The 17,399-nt window shown below is 66.5% G+C and carries 13 protein-coding genes; 6 read left to right on the top strand and 7 right to left on the bottom strand.

All coding sequences use genetic code 11. The annotated features are described in order from the left end of the window. From AC2FAN_RS04190 to fdnG, 6 genes are all read right to left on the bottom strand, one after another. Positions 1–678 carry a tetratricopeptide repeat protein gene (locus AC2FAN_RS04190; protein WP_485173052.1) on the bottom strand — a complete coding sequence of 226 codons (678 nt, stop codon included), beginning with the start codon at positions 676–678 and terminating at the stop codon, positions 1–3. 49 nt (positions 679–727) lie between these two features. After that, positions 728–2,134, bottom strand: a complete 1,407-nt coding sequence (gene selA / locus AC2FAN_RS04185; protein WP_485172815.1) for an L-seryl-tRNA(Sec) selenium transferase — start codon at positions 2,132–2,134, stop codon at positions 728–730. A gap of 174 nt (positions 2,135–2,308) precedes the next feature. Next, entirely contained in the window at positions 2,309–3,229 is a 921-nt protein-coding gene (gene fdhE / locus AC2FAN_RS04180; RefSeq protein WP_485172814.1) for a formate dehydrogenase accessory protein FdhE, read from the bottom strand. 65 nt (positions 3,230–3,294) lie between these two features. Further along, entirely contained in the window at positions 3,295–3,990 is a 696-nt protein-coding gene (locus tag AC2FAN_RS04175; protein WP_485172813.1) for a formate dehydrogenase subunit gamma, read from the bottom strand. Further along, positions 3,974–4,894, bottom strand: a complete 921-nt coding sequence (fdxH, locus tag AC2FAN_RS04170) for a formate dehydrogenase subunit beta (protein ID WP_265052669.1) — start codon at positions 4,892–4,894, stop codon at positions 3,974–3,976. Before fdxH ends, AC2FAN_RS04175 begins: the two co-directional genes overlap by 17 nt. Positions 4,895–4,904: 10 nt before the next feature. Next, a complete protein-coding gene (gene fdnG, locus AC2FAN_RS04165; RefSeq protein WP_485172812.1) occupies positions 4,905–7,988 on the bottom strand; it encodes a formate dehydrogenase-N subunit alpha in 3,084 nt (1,027 codons plus the stop codon). A 377-nt stretch (positions 7,989–8,365) separates the two neighbouring features. Between fdnG and AC2FAN_RS04160 the strand changes: the two genes are divergently transcribed. Next, the gene (locus tag AC2FAN_RS04160) at positions 8,366–9,208 is read left to right on the top strand and encodes a hypothetical protein (RefSeq protein ID WP_485172811.1); all 843 of its coding nucleotides are present in this window, start codon (positions 8,366–8,368) and stop codon (positions 9,206–9,208) included. 19 nt (positions 9,209–9,227) lie between these two features. Here AC2FAN_RS04160 and AC2FAN_RS04155 read toward each other — a convergent pair whose 3' ends face one another. Next, the gene (locus tag AC2FAN_RS04155) at positions 9,228–10,274 is read right to left on the bottom strand and encodes a LacI family DNA-binding transcriptional regulator (RefSeq protein ID WP_485172810.1); all 1,047 of its coding nucleotides are present in this window, start codon (positions 10,272–10,274) and stop codon (positions 9,228–9,230) included. A 167-nt stretch (positions 10,275–10,441) separates the two neighbouring features. Between AC2FAN_RS04155 and AC2FAN_RS04150 the strand changes: the two genes are divergently transcribed. The 5 genes from AC2FAN_RS04150 (at position 10,442) to AC2FAN_RS04130 (ending at position 17,361) form a co-directional block, all read left to right on the top strand. Then, positions 10,442–11,719: an ABC transporter substrate-binding protein gene (locus tag AC2FAN_RS04150; protein ID WP_485172809.1), complete on the top strand. Its 1,278-nt coding sequence runs from the start codon at positions 10,442–10,444 to the stop codon at positions 11,717–11,719. A 5-nt stretch (positions 11,720–11,724) separates the two neighbouring features. Then, positions 11,725–12,747 carry a carbohydrate ABC transporter permease gene (locus AC2FAN_RS04145; RefSeq protein ID WP_485172808.1) on the top strand — a complete coding sequence of 341 codons (1,023 nt, stop codon included), beginning with the start codon at positions 11,725–11,727 and terminating at the stop codon, positions 12,745–12,747. Then, the gene (locus AC2FAN_RS04140; RefSeq protein ID WP_476806837.1) at positions 12,744–13,796 is read left to right on the top strand and encodes a carbohydrate ABC transporter permease; all 1,053 of its coding nucleotides are present in this window, start codon (positions 12,744–12,746) and stop codon (positions 13,794–13,796) included. The genes AC2FAN_RS04145 and AC2FAN_RS04140 overlap by 4 nt, the downstream gene beginning before the upstream one ends. Then, a complete protein-coding gene (locus AC2FAN_RS04135) occupies positions 13,793–14,875 on the top strand; it encodes an ABC transporter ATP-binding protein (protein ID WP_485173051.1) in 1,083 nt (360 codons plus the stop codon). Before AC2FAN_RS04140 ends, AC2FAN_RS04135 begins: the two co-directional genes overlap by 4 nt. A gap of 188 nt (positions 14,876–15,063) precedes the next feature. Further along, positions 15,064–17,361, top strand: coding sequence for a glycoside hydrolase family 31 protein (locus tag AC2FAN_RS04130; RefSeq protein WP_265052677.1), 2,298 nt, complete (start codon positions 15,064–15,066; stop codon positions 17,359–17,361). The last annotated feature ends 38 nt before the right edge of the window (positions 17,362–17,399 follow it).

The following is a 17,399-nucleotide window of genomic DNA, read 5'->3' as shown; positions in this document are numbered from 1 at the left end:
TCAGGCCTCCGCCGGGGAGGCGGCGCGCGCAGCCTTGATGAAGGGCGCCGCGAGCAGGCTGCCCTTGCCCTCGGCCGAGAGCAGCAGGGCGAGCGCGCGTTCCGCATCCTGCGCCACGCCCTGGCCGAGCAGAGTGGCGGCGCCGAGCATTGCCTCGGAATCCGGATCGCCCGCCGCCATGCCGCGCTGCCACCAATGCGCGGCGAGGCCTGGATCGCGCTCCACGCCGAGCGCATCGTGATGCATCATGCCGAGCCGGGTCATGCTGGTGGCGATGCCAGCTTCGGCCGCCGCCTTGGCCCAGCGCAGCGCTTCGTCGCGATCGGCTATCTGGCCGCCTTCCAGCAACATCCAGGACAGCATGTCCTGCGCCGGCGCGTCGCCCTGCTCGGCGGCGAGGCGATAGAGCCGCAGGGCCTCGTCATCGCTCTGCGCGACGCCCTCGCCCTTGAAATGGAGGGCCGCCAGGTTGCGCTGCCCGACCGGGTCGCCGCCCTCGGCCGCAAGCGTCAGCCAGCGCACGGCCAGTGCCGGATCGCGCTCGATGCCGAGCCCCTCGGCGAAGCAGGCTCCGATATTGTTCTGCGCGCGCCCGACGCCGGCATGCGCGAGCGGCCCCCAGATCGCGAGCGCGGCCCGATGGTCGCCGCGCCCGACCGCCTCGGTGGCACGCGCCATCGCGGCAGCGACGTTGTCACCGCCGGCCGGCGCCTTCCCGAGCAGTCGGTCAAGCCAGCCCATCGCCACCCTCGAGCTTGAGGGCACTGATCTGCGCGCCAAACAGCGCCTCGTCCTCCAGGCAGCGGAGGTCGAAGACGAGGGCGCCCTGCGCGATCCGGCCGATGACCGGCACCGGCACGGCCCGAAAGCCGGCCGCCAGTTTCTCGACGGCGGAGCCGGCAGCCTTGCCGGCCGGGCGGATCGCGAGCCCGGCGCTGGGCAAAGTCTCCAGCGGCAGCGCGCCGGAGCCGATCTGGCTGGCGCAATCGATGATGTCGACAACCCAGCCTGGGCCAAGCGCACCCGCGACTTGCGGCTGCAGCTGTTCCGCCAAAGCACGCAGATCCGCAGCTGTTCGCGTGAACAGTCTCAGCGTCGGCAGCCGCTCCGCCAGCCTGTCGGGATCGCGATAGAGCCTGAGCGTCGCCTCCAGCGCAGCGAGCCGGAGCTTGTCGAGGCGCAGCGCCCGCTTCAGCGGGTTCTTCGCCAGCCTGGCGATGAGGTCCTTGCGGCCGGCGACGATGCCGGCCTGCGGCCCGCCGAGCAGCTTGTCGCCCGAGAAGGTCACGAGATCGGCGCCGCCCTTCAGCGCATCCTGCACGGTCTTCTCGCGGCGCAGGCCCCAGCGGGACAGGTCGATCAGCGTGCCGGAACCGAGATCGTCGACGAAGGGCAGGCCATGCTGGCGCGCGAGCTTGGCGAGTTCGGCCGGCTCGACCTCGGCCGTGAAGCCCTGCACCACATAGTTGGAGGTGTGGACCTTCATCAGCAGCCCGGTCTGCGGGCCGATGGCCTCGGCATAGTCCCTGGGATGTGTGCGGTTGGTCGTGCCGACCTCGCGCAGCACGGCCCCCGCGCGGGCCATGATATCGGGCATGCGGAAGGCGCCGCCGATCTCGATCAGCTCGCCGCGCGAGACGATGGCCTCGCGCTCGCGGGCGAGCGTGTTCAGCACCAGCAGCACGGCCGAGGCGTTGTTGTTGACGAGGATCGCGTCCTCCGCGCCGGTCAGTTCCTGGATGAGACCGCGCACATGCGCGTCGCGCTCGCCGCGCTGTCCGGCCTCGATCTCGTATTCGAGGTTGGTTGGCGCGCGCATCGCGGCGACGACAGCCTCGATCGCCTCCTCCGCCAGCAGCGCGCGGCCGAGATTGGTGTGCAGCACCGTGCCGGTCAGGTTGATGACCGGGCGTTGCGAGGGCCGACCGCGCTCTTCCAGAAAGTCCAGCGCCATGCGGCCGATCTGCTCGACAGATCCCCCAATCGGCTGGCCACCGGCACGCAGCCGGTCCAGCACCTGCCGCACGGCATCGGTTGCGGACATCCGCCCATGGCTTGCGATGGCGAGCTCGCCACCAGCGCTGCGCAGCACGGTATCGACCGATGGCGGACGGAAGCGTTCGGGTTTGTTCATCAGGCTCCCTCCGGGAGACGCTTGATTACTCTGCTCGTGTTGCGATGAAACACGACCGTCATCCCGGGCTTGCCTCGGGATCCATCGAAGGGCTGCGGAGCCCGACGATGGATCCCGGATCTCCGCTTTGCTCCGTCCGGGATGACGGCAGTGGTTCCACGGCAGACCAACAAATCAGTATCCCAGCAGGAACGGGTTCACCCCTGCGCGTCGCCAGCCGGCCTCGGTCACCAACAGGTCGAGGCCGAGGCTCGCGACATCGTCCGCGACCGGTTCCAGCTCCATATCCTTGCGCTGCTCGAGGATCTTCACATAGGTCCGGCACTCGTCGCAGGTTTCCGCCTTGATCGTGTCGGCAATGCCCTCGATCGCTTGATAGGCGATGCCCTTTGTCGATCCGCATGAGACGCATTTCACCCGGACATGGTTCCATTGCGTGGCACAGAGCGAGCACTGGACATAGCGCACGCCCTCGATATTGGCGTCGCCGACCACCGTGCTGGTGACGGGCGGTCCGCCGCAGCACGGGCAGACCCCGTCCGCGACCGGCTGCGGCAGCAGCGGATTGAGCTGCGCCGCGCGCCGGGCGGCAACGACCTGAAGAGCTGCGGCGGCGAAGATATGCTCGGCCACCGTCTCGACCGGCACGGCGTCCGCCAGCACCGCGGCGAACATCGCCTGACGCTCTTCACCGGTCGCATTACGGGCACGTTCGAGCGCGGCGCGGGCCAGGTCCGGCATCGCCACATCGGCAAGCAGCGCGGTAAGTCGTGCCAAGCTCTCCGAGGCGGCCGGTTCGTCGGCGAGCCCCTCGCGCGGCAGGATCGGCATGGCGTGGCCGGCGCGCTGGCGCATCTCGGTCAGGGGCGGCAGGGCAGGGGACGGGAGTTCATGCACCACCCTGTCCTGCATCTTCGACAGTTCGGCGAGGAAGGCGAGGTAGGCTTCGAGCTGGTGCCCTGGCGCCAGCGCCGCGAAGCGCATGGCTCTCAGGCCGAACAGGGTTTCGGGCTTCGGCAATCTGACGAAGGGAGGCTTGTCGCGCTCGGCGATGCCGACATTTTCGAGGGCATCGAAGCCCGGAACATTGCTCATCCTGGTCCTCTCGAACCGCACGGGTCACGGGAGGCGGAGCGGCCTGAGCCGCGCCGCAACGGGTCTTATTCGGCCGCGCCGGGGCTGTGGCGGCGCGGCGGCACCTGTCGCTCGTCGATCACGCCTTCGCGCGCTTCCTTGCGCAGCCAGAGCCTGTGGTGGCGGAAGGCCCAGCCGCCCGTCACCTTGCCTTCGGTCATCGCGTTCATGGTGCCGCGCACATAGAAGCCGGCATAGATATGGACGATGACGACCAGCAGCATCGCGATCGCCGCCAGCGCATGCAGAATATGGCCGAAGCGCTGCTGCTCGATGGTGAAGGTCGCGCCGAAATATTCGTACCAGATCATGATACCCGTCCCGAACAGGACGAGGATCAGGAGCGTCATCAGCCAGAAGACGATCTTCTGTGCGCCGTTGTACTTGCCGATTTCCGGCAGGTTCTCCTCATGGCCGGACATCACGTCGCCGATATGGCGCATCCACTGCGTGTCGACCTTCGTCCAGAAATTGTATCTGACCATCTGGACGAAGAGGATGGCGAAGCTGGCGAGCAGCACGACGCCGATCCAGGGATGCAGCGCCCGCGTGTTGGAGCCGCCGCCGAAGAAGCTCGACAGGAAGAACAGCGAAGGATGGAACAGCGCGGCACCGCTGATCGCGAGCAGGATCAGCGAGATCGCGGTGACCCAGTGGTTGACGCGCACGCGGCCGGGATAGCGATCGACTGTCGTGCGCTCCTCTTCACGCCTCACGACCACGGGCAGCCTCCTCGTCGATCAGATGCTCGGCCTCTCGATCCTCCGCGCGGCTGACATCGTTGCGTCGTGCCACGATGCCATGGACGAAGGCGAAGGTGGCGGCAAAGCCGATGGCTGCCATGCCGGCATATTTGGTCAGCCCCTTCCAGAGCTCGACGACCTGGCTGATCCGCGGGTTCTGCGGCAGGTTGGCGTAGAGCTGCGGCTTGTCGGCATGGTGCAGCACATACATCACATGCGTGCCGCCGACGCCCGGCGGGTCGTAGATGCCGGCATTCTTGAAGCCGCGGGACTTCAGATCCGTCAATCGCGTCTGCGCATAATCCAGCATCGCCTGCTTGGTGCCGAAGACGATGGCGCCGGTGGGGCAGGCCTTGGCACAGGCCGGCGCCTGGCCGACCGAGACCCGGTCCGAGCAGAGCGTGCACTTGTAGGCCTTGTGGTCGGTCTGGCTGATGCGCGGGATGTTGAACGGGCAGCCCTTCACGCAGTAGCCGCAGCCGATGCAGTTCTCCGAGACGAAGTCGACGATGCCGTTGTTGTACTGCACGATCGCGCCGGGAGAGGGGCAGGCCTTGAGGCAGCCGGGGTCGGCGCAGTGCATGCAGCCGTCCTTGCGGATCAGCCATTCGAGATTGCCGCTCTCCGGGTTCTCCCATTCGGTGAACCGCATCAGCGTCCAGGTGTTCGGCGTCAGGTCATGCGGATTGTCATAGACGCCGCGGTTGTAGCCGACCTCCTCGCGCAGATTGTTCCACTCGAGGCAGGCCGCCTGGCACGCCTTGCAGCCGATGCATTTCGAGACGTCGATGAGCTTCGCCACCTCGAAATCATGGCGGACATCCGGCGGCCTGAACGTGGTCGCCGAGATGCGGGCGAAGTCCTGACTTTGCAATCCTGCCATCGGACCCTCCCTAGCTCACGGCCGGCCCGTTGGACGGCTCGACATTCACCAGGAACGCCTTGAATTCGGGCGTCTCGATGTTGGCGTCGCCGACGAACGGGGTGAGGCTGTTGGGGCCGAAGCCCTTCCTGGCCGCACCGGTGAAGCCCCAATGGAGCGGGATGCCGACGACATGCACGGTCTTGCCGTCGCAGATCAGCGGCTTGATGCGTTTGGTCACCACGGCCTTGGCATAGACCTCGCCGCGCGCCGAGGAGACCTTCACCCAGCCGCCGACCTTGATGTTCTTCTCCGCTGCCAGCTGTTCGCTGATTTCGACGAAGAATTCAGGCTGCAGCACCGCATTGACCCAGACATGCTTGGTCCAGAAGTGGAAGTGCTCGGTCAGCCGGTAGGAGGTCGCCGCATAGGGGAACTTGTCCGAGGTCCCGAGCGCGGCGAGGTCGTCCTTGAAGATGCGCGCGGCGGGATTACCGCGGATCTTCGGGGCGAGCACGTTGGCGATCGGGCTTTCGAACGGCTCGTAATGGGCCGGGAAGGGGCCGTCCTTCATCATGCCGCGCGAGAACAGGCGGGCCGTTCCCTCCGGGTTCATGATGAACGGGCCGACATCCCGCGGCTTGGCGGTCGGCGCGATGTCCGGCACGTCGTAGCCGGTCCAGGCCGTGCCGTTCCATTCGATCAGCTTGCGCGTGGGATCCCAGGCCTTGCCGTCGATATCGGCCGAGGCGCGGTTGTAGAGGATGCGCCGGTTGGCCGGCCACGCGAAAGCCCAGTTCGAATAGGCGCCGGTATTGCCGGGGTCGCTGGTGTCGCGCCGGGCCATCATGTTGCCCCGCTCGGTCCAGCTGCCGGAATAGATCCAGCAGCCACAGGCCGTCGAGCCGTCGTCGCGCAGCTGGCCGAAGGTGTCGAGCAGCTTGCCCTTCTCCAGCACCACCTTGGTCGGATCGACCGGGTCGGTGACGGTCGAGACGACGTAGCCGTTCATCTCCTTGGCCATCTCGTCCGGCTGCGGGTCCTGCGGATCGCGATAGGGCCAGTGCAGGTTGAGGATCGGGTCGGGGAAGGCCCCGCCCTCCTTCTGGTAGAGCGCGCGCAGGCGCATATGGATCTGCGCCATGATCCAGGTGTCGGGCTTGGCTTCGCCCGGAGGTTCCTGTCCCGGCCAGTGCCATTGCAGCCAGCGGCCGGAATTGACCAGCGAGCCCTCGTCCTCGGCGAAGCAGGTCGTCGGCAGCTCGAAGACCTCGGTCTGGATCGACTCCGGCTTGACGTCGTTATGGACGCCCTCATCCTTCCAGAACCGCGATGTCTCCGTCTGCAGCGGGTCCATCACCACCAGGAACTTCAGCTTCGACAGCGAAGCCGTGATCTTGCCCCGGTTGGGGAAGGACAGCAGCGGGTTGAAGCCCTGGCAGAAATAGCCGTTCACCTTGCCCTGGTTCATCAGCTCGAAGGTGCGCAGCACGTCGTAGCCGGGCACGTCGAGCTTGGGCAGCCACTGATAGGCGAACTCGTTTTCCGGCGTCGCCGCCGGGCCCCACATCGACTTCAGGAAGCTCACCATGAACTTCTTGTAGTTCTGCCAGTAGCTCATCTGGTTGGGCCTGAGCGGCTTGAAGCCTCGCGTCGACATGTAGGTCGAAAAATCGACCTCCTTGTCGGTCCCCAGCGTGAGGTAGCCCGGGACGAGATTCGACATCAGGCCGATATCGGTCAGTCCCTGGATGTTGGAGTGCCCGCGCAGGGCGTTCATGCCGCCGCCGCGCACGCCGATATTGCCGAGCAGGAGCTGCAGCATCGCCATCGAGCGGATGTTCTGCGAGCCCTTGGAGTGCTGCGTCCAGCCGAGCGCGTACATCGACGTCATCGTCTTGTCGCGCGCCGAGCACTCCGCGATCATCTTGCAGATCGCCAGGAACTTGTCCTTCGGCGTGCCGCAGATGCGCTCCACCATCTCCGGCGTATACACCGCGATGTGCTTCTTCAGCAGCTGGTACACCGAGCGCGGGTGCTGCAGCGTCTCGTCGATCTGGACATAGCCGTCCGGCCCGAGCTCGTATTCCCAGCTCGAGCGATCGTAGTCGCGCTTGGCCTCGTCATAGCCGGTGAACAGCCCGTCCTGATAACCGAAGCCCTCCTTCACGATATAGGGCGCGTTGGTGAAGGCGCGCACGTAGTCATGCTGGATCTTGTCGTTGTCGATGCAGTACTTCATCGCCCCGAGCAGGAAGGCGATGTCAGTGCCTTGCCGGATCGGCGCGTAGAAATCCGCGACCGAGGCCGAGCGCGTGAAGCGCGGGTCGACGACGATCAGCTTGGCGCCACGCTGGGCTTTCGCCTCAGTGACCCATTTGAACCCGCACGGATGCGCCTCGGCGGCATTGCCGCCCATGATGATGACGAGGTCGGTGTTCTTGATGTCCGTCCAGGAGTTCGTCATTGCACCGCGACCGAATGTTGGGGCCAGACTGGCCACCGTCGGTCCGTGTCAAACGCGCGCCTGGTTGTCGAACGCCAGGACCCCAAGACTTCGCACGACCTTGTAGGTCAGGAACGCCGTTTCGTTGGTTGTCGCCGACGCCGCCAGGAAACCGGTGGACAGCCAGCGGTTGACGGTCACGCCGTCCTGGTTGGTGGCGATGAAGTTCTTGTCGCGGTCGTCTTTCATCAGCCGCGCGATGCGGTCGAGCGCCTCGCCCCAGCTGACCTGCCGGAATTGGCGCTCGCCGGGGCCGCGATATTGCGGGAACTTGGTGCGCGTCTCGGAATGGACGAAATCGAGGAGGGCGGAACCCTTCGGGCAGAGCGTGCCGCGATTGGTGGGGTGGTCCGGGTCGCCTTCGATATGGATGACCGCCGGGTGGGCGTTCTTGGACTTGTCGCCCAGGCTGTACATGATCACGCCGCAGGCGACGGAGCAGTACGGACAGGTGTTTCGTGTTTCCGTGGTGCGCGCCAGCTTGAAGGGCCGCACGGCCTGGGCGAGTGCCTCCTCGGCACCACCAAACCCGAGCGCGGCGACGGCAGAGCCGCCCAGACCCGCACCTGCGGCTTTCAGAAACTGGCGGCGCGAGAGCTCATGCAGCATCTCAACCTCCCAGGCGAACAAGAACGCCTTGTTCCTGTTTAGAATAGTGAAACCCTGCCGGAAGGCCGTCAAGCTGCCGCTTCATTGGGCAAAGTGTCGCGGCGCTAGACTTTGGGCGTACGCCTTCGCCGTCGGAACAGCGCGGCTGGCGGTGCGTTTCCCGTCGAGTCCTCCGTGCGAGGCGGTCGTCGCCCGATGAGGAGGCCATCATGCTGAAATATCTCGCGATTCTTGGAAGCGCTGCGATAGCTGTCGCTCCGCCAGCATGGGCTCAAGCACCCTCGGTCTCCTTCACGGAGATCAAGGACTTCAAGATCTTGGCCGGTAAGGCCGAGATCGGCACGCTGCATGACGTGATCGTGACCTCGGATGGCCGATTGGCGCAGATCATCGTCGGCCGGGGCGGGGTTCTCGGGCTGGGGCAGAAGCTGAACGTGGTCGATTTGGGCGAGGTGCCGCCGCCGCGCGACGGAGCTATCCAGCTCGGCGACAGGGAAGCTGTTCTGGAGAAGCTGCGCGAATACCATCCCGAGGCGCCGCGGCCGGCACCGATGCCCGGCGCGCCGCCAGTCTCAGGCGCGAATCAGCAGGCGGGGCAAACCGCGAGCAGCCTGATTCCGGTTTCACCGAGCACACCGCCTGCTTCCGGCAGGCCCGAGCAGCCACGCCCGGATCAGCAGCCGGCGACCCGCCCGTCGCTGGATACTGCGCAGGAAGCGGAGCAAAGCCGTGCCGCCGGCAAGACATCCGATGCTGCCGAAAAGGCGGAGACGGGTTCGGGTTCGACCGGCATGGCGCCGCAGCAGGGAACGGGTTCGGGAGCGACACCATCCAGGGCCGACCCTGCCGTGGCCGCGGCCCCGTCTCCCGCTCCAGGCGCCGGACCGTCGCTCAATCAAGAATACGGACGTGACATGACGCCGGCAGCCCAGACAAACCAGGCCGCAGCCGGCGGCGCCTCCGACCGGAGCGAGGCTGCTGCGGACCCGTCGGCGGGATCGGCATCCGGCGGTCAGCACTGGCGCATCGGCAAGATTGTCGGAGCGAAAGTGCGCGGGCAACGCGACGGCGTGCGGGTGAAGGATGTGCGCTTCGATGGCCGCAACGTCGGCATGGTCGTGCTGGCTGATGGTGGGTCGACGCGAGAGGTGCCCTTCGCGGCGCTGATCCTCGGCGGAACGGCGGAAGAGCCGCTGGTCGCGCTCCGCCCGCTGCCGTGAGTGCACGGCGACCCGAGTATTAGACGCCGGGGCTTTCGATCACGAGCGGCGGATCATGGGGCACGTTGACCTCCTGCGTCGGCGCGCCGCTCCACAATGACCTCAGCTGCGCCACGACATATTGACCGAAGTGCTCATAGGGAATCCGGATCGACGTCAGCCAGGGCGCGATCCAGCGATTGATCGCATTCCCGTCGATCCCGATCAGCGCGCAGCGCTCGGGAATGGCGACGCTACTTTCGGCTGCCAGTCGATAGGCGCCATAGGCGATCATGTCGCTGACGCACAGCGCGCTGTCCGGCCAGCCGCCTTCATCCACCATGTTCTTTGCGGCGGCGTAGCCGATCTCGATATGCGACAGCCCGGGCGCGCTCGCCCGGCGAATCCTGTCGGCGGCAAAGCCGCGCGCGAGGAGCCTGTCGATGAAGCCGGCTGCCCGCTCTGCGGTGCTGGACGCATTCTCTGCGGCCATCAGCACGGCCGTGCTCTCGATGCCGCGCGCGAGCAGATAGTCGGCTGCATCCGCGCCGGCGGCGCGGTTGTCGATGCCGACATAAGCCCCGCCGCCCAGCGGGTTTCGGCGTGCGACGAAGACCATCGGGTCGCCGCGCTTCAACGCATCGGAGAGGCCCGGGCTGCGCACCGCACTGACCATGACGTAGCCCGCGACGAACTGGTCGCGCATCGCCCGCAGGTAGTCATCCTGCAGATCGGCGCGATCATGCGTGTCGCAGAGGATCATGACGAAGCCGGCATCGCGCAGCGCGGCCTCCGTCGAGACCGCGATCGCGGCCATGGCGGGGTTGTCGAGATTGGGCGCGAGCATAGCCACGACGCGGCTGGCCCGGCGCTTGAGTGCACGCCCGACCGGGTTGGGTCGATAGCCCAGCCGCGCGATCGCTTCCTCGACGCGAACGATGGTGTCGGCCGAGGCCCGCCCGCTCTTGCCGTTGACGATACGGGAAACCGTCGCGACCGAGACGCCGGTGTCGCGCGCGACGGTGGCGAGCGAAATCCCGCCTTGCCCCGGTCTTGCCTGCTGCGGTCTTGCGGCCTTCGCCGTCATTATCCTCCCCAGTCCATACGCGCGGTGGTTTTCACTGGCAGGTGGCATCGGCCAATGAGCGCAGCAATGGCGTGCGCTTCGCCCGTTGACAAGCAAGGCAAACGTTTGCCTTAGTGGTTGTCAAGACGCTCGTTGAGGCGTCGCGATCATTCAGGGATGGAACGCAGATGCAGAGGAAGCACTGGATTTCCGCGCTCGCGCTGACGGTCGGCCTCGTCGCCGGCAGCGGGGCCTTCGCCCAGACCACGGTGCGCATCGCCTGGTATTCCGACGGCAACGAGGGCGAGGTCGTCTCCGATCTGCTGAAGCGCTTCGAGGCTGAGAACAAGGACATCAAGGTCGTGCTCGACCAGGTGCCCTACAAGGCGATCACCGAGAACCTTCCGGTCCAGCTCGCCTCGGGGCAGGGGCCCGACATCGCCCGCGTCGTCGATCTCGGCGGCATCGCCCGCTACGCGCTCGACATGCGCCCCTATCTGAAGGACGCCTCCTACTGGGAGAAGAATTTCGGGCCGTTCCTGCCCTGGATGCGCCCCGAGGGCGATTCCAGCGCGATCACCGGCTTCATGACGCAGCTCACAGTCACCGGCCCCTTCGTCAACAAGACGCTGTTCGAGCAGGCGGGCATCGCGATGCCCGGCGCCAAGGCGACCTGGGAGGACTGGGGCAAGGCGGTGAAGGATGTCGCCGCCAAGGTGCAGGCGCCGTTCCCGCTGGCGATGGACCGCTCGGGCCACCGCTTCTTCTCGGTCGCGGTTTCGGAAGGCGCCAAGGTCTTCGACGACAAGGGCGAGCCGGCCGTGATCGACGACGGCTTCAAGCGCGCCGCCAAGCTGGTCTATGACTGGCACAATAACGGCGTGATGAAGAAGGAGCTCTGGGGCTCGGTTTCCGGCACGGCCTATCGCGGCGCCAACGACGAGTTCAAGAACGCCCAGGTGGTGATGTACCACTCAGGCTCCTGGCAGATCGCCCAGTTCGACAAGACGGTCGGCGATGCCTTCGACTGGGTCGCGGTTCCCTCGCCCTGCGGCGCGGCGAACTGCTCGGGCATGCCGGGCGGCGCCGGCCTCGTCGCGATCAAGACGACGAAGAGTCCGGAAGCGGTCGCCAAGGTGATGGATTATCTGGCGAGCGAGCCGGTGCTGAGCGAGTTCTACGCCCGCTCGCTCTTCGTTCCCGGCCATCTCGGCATCGCCGCCAAGGGCCTCGACTACAAGGATGCCAAGCCGCAGGCCAAGGCCGCGCTGAAGGTCTTCTCGGATCAGGTCGCGCAGCTTTCGCCGGTCGCCTACAAGCTGCAGGGCTACGTCAACAACCGCGTCATCTTCAACGCGGTGATCAGCCGTCTCGGCCAGGCGATCTCGGGTGAAGGCAGCCTCGACGACGCCTTCAAGCGGATCGAATCCGACATCGCCCAGCAGATCGCCGAGCGCAAGAAGTAAGACGGATGGCCTCCGCCGATCCGAACCCGCGCCAGGGTGGCGCGGGCGCCGCTGGCATCTTTGCCGCGCCGCTCGCGCTGCTGATGCGCTTCGTCGACTGGCCGATGCGCGCGCTCCAGCGCGCGATCGGCGAGCGGCGGATGGCCTATGTCTTCCTCCTGCCGAACCTCGCCTTCTTCTCGCTCTTCGTCTTCCTGCCGCTCGTCATCAACTTCATCTTCTCGGTGACGGGCGGGGCGGGGCTCTTCCCCTCCGAGCGCCCTTTCGTCGGGGCGCAGCAATACGCCTATCTCTTCGACTGCGGCTCCTTCCTCGACCCCAGCTCCTGCCGCGAGGACCATTTCTGGCGCGGCGTCTACAACACCGCCCGCTTCACCGCCTTCCAGGTCACGGCGATGGTGCTGTTCTCGCTGCTGACGGCGGTGGTGCTGAACATGAAGATCAGGGCGCGCGGCTTCTTCCGGGCGGTCTACTTCTTTCCCGTTCTGCTCTCGCCGGTGGTGGTCGCGCTGACCTGGAAATGGATTCTGCAGCGCGACGGACTGCTCAACGCCGGCATCACCTCGCTCGGCGGCGAGCGCATCCTCTTCCTGGTCGATCCGAGCTGGGCGATGTTCTGGATCGTCTTCGTCTCGATCTGGGCCCATATGGGCTTCTACACGCTGATCCTGCTTGCCGGCCTGCAGGCAATCCCGGCCGATCTCTACGAAGCCGCAGAGATGGATGCGACGCCGCGCTGGCGCATGTTCTGGCGCATCACCTTGCCGCTGCTCTGGCCCAACATGATCGTCGTCATCGTGCTGGCGCTGATCCGCGGCGTGCAGACCTTCGACGAGGTCTTCGTGCTGACGGGCGGCGGGCCGGGCACCGCGACGCTGATGGTGGTGCACTACATCTACGAGACGGCCTTCGCCAATCAGGTCCAGAATTTCGGCCTGGCGGCGGCGGCCTCCGTCGTGCTCGGCGTCGTGCTCTTCGCGCTGACGCTGGCCCAGCTCGCGGCAAGCCGCCGCAAGGGGGCCGCATGAGTCTTGTGACCCGCTTGGCCACCGCCCGCCGCAAGCCGGGCCGCTGGCATTGGACCGATATCGCGGCCTATGCCTACCTCGCTTTCGGCGTCGTGCTGATGTTCGGCCCCGTGCTCTGGCTCGGCATGTCCTCGTTCAAGACGCAGGCCGGCCTCCTCGAATTCCCGCCCTCGCTGCTGCCGATGTCGCAGAAGGAGGTCGTGGTGCCCGGCCAGACTCAGAGGCTGCCGCTCTTCGAGGTCGAGATGCCCGATGGCAGCAAGCGCGTGCTGGCGCAGGTGCGCCGCATCGGCATTCAGGCGCAGATGGTCGACCCGGCCAATCCGGGCGAGACGATCCGCGTGCCGATCGACAAGCGCACTCCGGTGCGCGAATTCAAGCTCGCCACGGAGAACTACACCGAGCCGCTGGAGCGCTTCGCCTTCACGCGCTTCCTGTGGAACTCGGTCTTCGTCACGGTCGTCGCGACGATCATCACGCTGATCATCAACTCGATGGCGGCCTATGCGCTCTCGATCTACGAATTCCGTGGCAAGACGGCGGTGATGCTGATGGTGGTGGGCACGCTGATGATCCCGATCACGATCATCCTCGTGCCGGTCTATCTCGTCATCACAAAGCTCGGCCTCGTCAATTCGCTCTGGGCCGTGATCCTGCCCGGCGCGGCGACGCCGACCGGCGTCTTCCTGCTGCGCCAGTACATGCTCACCCTGCCGCGCGACCTGATCGAGGCGGCGCGCATGGACAAGGCTTCGGAGTGGCAGATCTACTGGCGCATCGTCATGCCGCTCGCCATGCCGGCTCTGGCCGTGCTCGCGATCTTCTCGATCATGTGGCGCTGGAACGAGTTTCTCTGGCCGCTCGCGGTGCTGACCAAGACCGAGGCCTACACGCTGCAGATCGGCCTCAACGCCTTCCAGGGCGAGTTGCAGACGCAGTGGCACTACCTGCTGGCGATGACCGTGGTGACGCTGCTGCCGGTCGCGCTCGTCTTCGTCTTCCTGCAGCGCTTCATCACCACCGGCATCGCCAATACGGGAATGAAATAATGGCGGGACTGAGCCTCTCCGGCGTCCGCAAGGCGTATGGCGCGACGACGGTGCTGCACAGCATCGACCTCGACGTCGCCGACGGCGAGTTCGTCGTCTTCGTAGGCCCCTCCGGCTGCGGAAAATCGACGCTGCTGCGCTCGATCGCGGGGCTGGAGGAGATTACCGGCGGCACGATCGCGATCGACGGCGCCGACGTCACCGGTCTGCCGGCGTCCGAGCGCGGCCTTGCGATGGTGTTCCAGTCCTATGCGCTCTATCCGCATATGAGCGTCTACGCGAACATGGCCTTCGCGCTGGAGAATATGGGCTTCAAGCGCGACGAGATCGACAAGCGGGTCAGGCGCGCTGCCGCGATGCTGCGCCTCACCGACTATCTCGAGCGCAAGCCCAGGGCGCTTTCCGGCGGCCAGCGCCAGCGCGTCGCCATCGGCCGCGCCATCGTGCGCGATCCGAAGATCTTCCTCTTCGACGAGCCGCTCTCAAATCTCGACGCGGAACTCCGCGTCGCCACCCGCAAGGAACTCGCCGGCCTCCACGCCGAGATCGGCGGCACGATGATCTACGTCACTCACGACCAGGTCGAGGCGATGACGCTCGCCAATCGCATCGTCGTGCTCCATGGCGGCAGGATCGAGCAGGTCGGCACGCCGCTCGAACTCTACAACCGGCCCGACAATCTCTTCGTCGCCGGCTTCATCGGCTCGCCGCGCATGAACCTGCTGCCGGGCCGCGTGACCGCGGCCGGCAGGGTCGCGCTCGGCGAGGACGGCCAAGGGAATGGATATGAGATCGCCTGCGCGACCGGCGGCCTTACCGCCGGCGCAGCCGTGACGGCCGGCATCAGGCCCGAGCATCTCGCGCTGGCGCCGGAAGGGCAGGGCCTGCCGCTCGCCATCGAGCTCGTCGAGCGGCTTGGCGGCGAGAGCTATCTCTATGGCTTGGCTGCCGGCCTGCCCCAGATCACGCTCAAGCTCGACGGCCAGAGCGAGCACGAGCGCGGCCATACGGTCCCGCTCGCCTTCCCTCAGCAGAAGCTGCACCTGTTCGACGAGGCGGGAAAAGCGGTCAGGGTTTGAAGATTTGCTCCGTCATTCCGGGGCAGGCCGAAGGCCTGAGCCCGGAACCCAGAACCGATCCCTCTCGGGAGAGGATCGGACCGATCGACAGTTGCGGCGCCGATGTCGGTTCTGGGTTCCGGGCTCTTCGCTATGCGAAGCCCCGGAATGACGGCGCGGGTGAGATCAAGGTATTCGGAGACCATTCCATGAAAGCCCTCACGCAAGGCCGCTATCTCGGCCGCGATGGCGAAGCCGCCCTGTTCGATGTCGGGCTCGGCCACACGCTCGCCGTCCGCATCCTCGAAGGCGATATCGGCCGTGTCACCCTGAAGCCGCAGGACGGCTACCGGCTCGACCGTGGCTGGTCGATCGCGCCCGGCGGGCTGGAGCCGGCCTATGAGGGCCGTCCGCGCGACGATCTCTCCGGTTTCACTTGCCCGAGCGCCAAGGTCAGCACCGGCGAGGGCTGGGTGGTTCTCTCGGCCGGCGGGCTGACGGCCGAGGTCACGCTTGCGCCCTTCGGCATCGCCTGGCGTCGTGACGGCGAGGACAAGCCTTTCCTGCAGGACCGGACGACGCAGGCCTATCTGGTTTCGCCGCGCACCGGCGCGCTCGCACATTTCATGGCGCGCGATTATGCGGAGCGACATTACGGCCTCGGTGACAAGGCCGGCCCGCTCGATCGCACCGGTCGCCGTTTCGCCATTGATGCGGTCGATCCCTGCGGCTTCGACGCGGAGCTGTCGGACCCGCTCTACAAGATGCTGCCTTTCTTCATCGTCGACGGGCCGGTCGGCGCGCACGGCATCTTCTACGACAACCTCTCGACCGGCAGCGTCGATCTCGGCTGCACGCTCGACAATTACCACGGCCTGTTCCGCTCCTGGAAAGGCGACGATGGCGACCTCGACTATTACGTGATGGCCGGCCCGACCGTGCCGGACGTGGTCAGGCGCTTCTCCTGGCTGACCGGCGGGCAGGCCTTCGCGCCGCTCTGGTCCTTCGGCTTCGGTGTGACTTCGATGGCGATCGCCGACGCACCCGACGCCGATGCCCGCATCAGCGACTTCATCGGCAAGCTGGAGGCGCATCGCATCCCCTGCGACAGCTTCCACTTCGGTTCGGGCTATACCCAGATCGGCCATCGCCGCTACGCCTTCAACTGGAACCGGCAGAAGTTCCCTGATCCGAAGGCGACGATGCAGCGCCTGAACGATGTCGGCATCTTCACCGTCGCCAATCTCAAGCCCTGCCTGCTCGACGACCACCCCCGCCTGCAGGAGGCTTTGGACGACGGCTTCCTCGTGAAGGACGGCAAGACCGGTGAGCCGGCCGTCGCACAGTTCTGGGACGGGCTGGGCTTCCACCTCGACTACACCAGCCCCAAGGGCCGGGCCTGGTGGCGGAACGGCATCGAGACGGCGCTGCTCGATTACGGCTTCACCACGGTCTGGAACGACAACAACGAATACGAGATCTGGGACGAGGACGCCGTCTGCGACGGCGACGGCCGCCCCTTCCGGCAGGCGCTGGCGCGCCCGGCGCAGCCGCTATTGATGACCAAGCTCTCCTACGAGGCGCAGGCCGAGCGCCAGCCCGGCAAGCGGCAATATGCGATCACGCGTGGCGGCTGCGCCGGCATCTCGCGCTACGCCCAGACCTGGTCGGGCGACAACGAGACCGCCTGGAAGACGCTGCGCTACAATCTAACTCAGGGGCTCAACATGAGCCTGTCGGGCCTATTCAGCATCGGCCACGATGTCGGCGGCTTCCACGGCCCGACGCCCGGCCCCGAGCTCTTCGTGCGCTTCAACGAGTTCTGCTCCTTATGGCCGCGCATGGTCATGAACTCCTGGAACGATGACGGCGTCGTCAACCTGCCCTGGATGTACCCGGAGATGGTGCCGCAGGTGCGCGAGGCCATCTCGCTGCGCTATCGGCTGATGCCCTATCTCTACACGCTGATGTGGCGGGCGAGCCGCGATGGCACGCCGGCGATCCGCCCGCTGCTCTGGGACTTCCCGCAGGATGCGACGGCCGTGAAGACCGACGATGCCTTCATGCTCGGCCCGGATGTGCTGGTCGCGCCGGTGCTGGAGGAAGGCGCCCGCGAGCGCAGCGTCTACCTGCCGGTCCATGATGGCGGCTGGTACGACTGGCATACCGGCAAGCATTTCGCGGGCGGCGCGGTCGTGACGGTCGCGGCCCCGCTCGGCCGCCTGCCGGTCTTCGCCCGGGCCGGGGCCCTGATCCCGCTCGGCAATCCCGAGGGCATCGACGATCTCCGCGAGATCCTCGTCTGCGGTGTCGTCGAGGGCGCCAGCGGCGAACTCTACGAGGATGACGGCGAGACCAGTGACTGGCGTGGGGCCGGCGGGGCCGTGCTCCGCTTCAGCGTGCGCGATGGCGAGATCGAGACCCATCAGCAGGGCGAGACCGAGCCCCGGTTCGACCGCATCGCGATCCGGCATATCGCGACTGACGGGACCAAGCCCGGCGCCTGAGCCAGTTGGGGTGTAGGGTCGGTTGGCTTGCGCCGGCC

This window comes from Allobosea sp. RIT-PG3_2 (genome assembly GCF_057321085.1).
This window is presented reverse-complemented; position numbering and strand designations above follow the sequence as displayed.

Bases quoted from the DNA above. Each gene is read 5' to 3' on its own strand.
- fdhE (WP_485172814.1), bottom strand. From the start codon at position 3,229: ATGAGCAATGTTCCGGGCTTCGATGCCCTCGAAAATGTCGGCATCGCC.
- fdxH (WP_265052669.1), bottom strand. From the start codon at position 4,894: ATGGCAGGATTGCAAAGTCAGGACTTCGCCCGCATCTCGGCGACCACG.
- AC2FAN_RS04155 (WP_485172810.1), bottom strand. From the start codon at position 10,274: ATGACGGCGAAGGCCGCAAGACCGCAGCAGGCAAGACCGGGGCAAGGC.
- AC2FAN_RS04190 (WP_485173052.1), bottom strand. From the start codon at position 678: ATGGCGCGTGCCACCGAGGCGGTCGGGCGCGGCGACCATCGGGCCGCG.
- AC2FAN_RS04130 (WP_265052677.1), top strand. From the start codon at position 15,064: ATGAAAGCCCTCACGCAAGGCCGCTATCTCGGCCGCGATGGCGAAGCC.
- selA (WP_485172815.1), bottom strand. From the start codon at position 2,134: ATGAACAAACCCGAACGCTTCCGTCCGCCATCGGTCGATACCGTGCTG.
- AC2FAN_RS04150 (WP_485172809.1), top strand. From the start codon at position 10,442: ATGCAGAGGAAGCACTGGATTTCCGCGCTCGCGCTGACGGTCGGCCTC.
- AC2FAN_RS04145 (WP_485172808.1), top strand. From the start codon at position 11,725: ATGGCCTCCGCCGATCCGAACCCGCGCCAGGGTGGCGCGGGCGCCGCT.
- AC2FAN_RS04140 (WP_476806837.1), top strand. From the start codon at position 12,744: ATGAGTCTTGTGACCCGCTTGGCCACCGCCCGCCGCAAGCCGGGCCGC.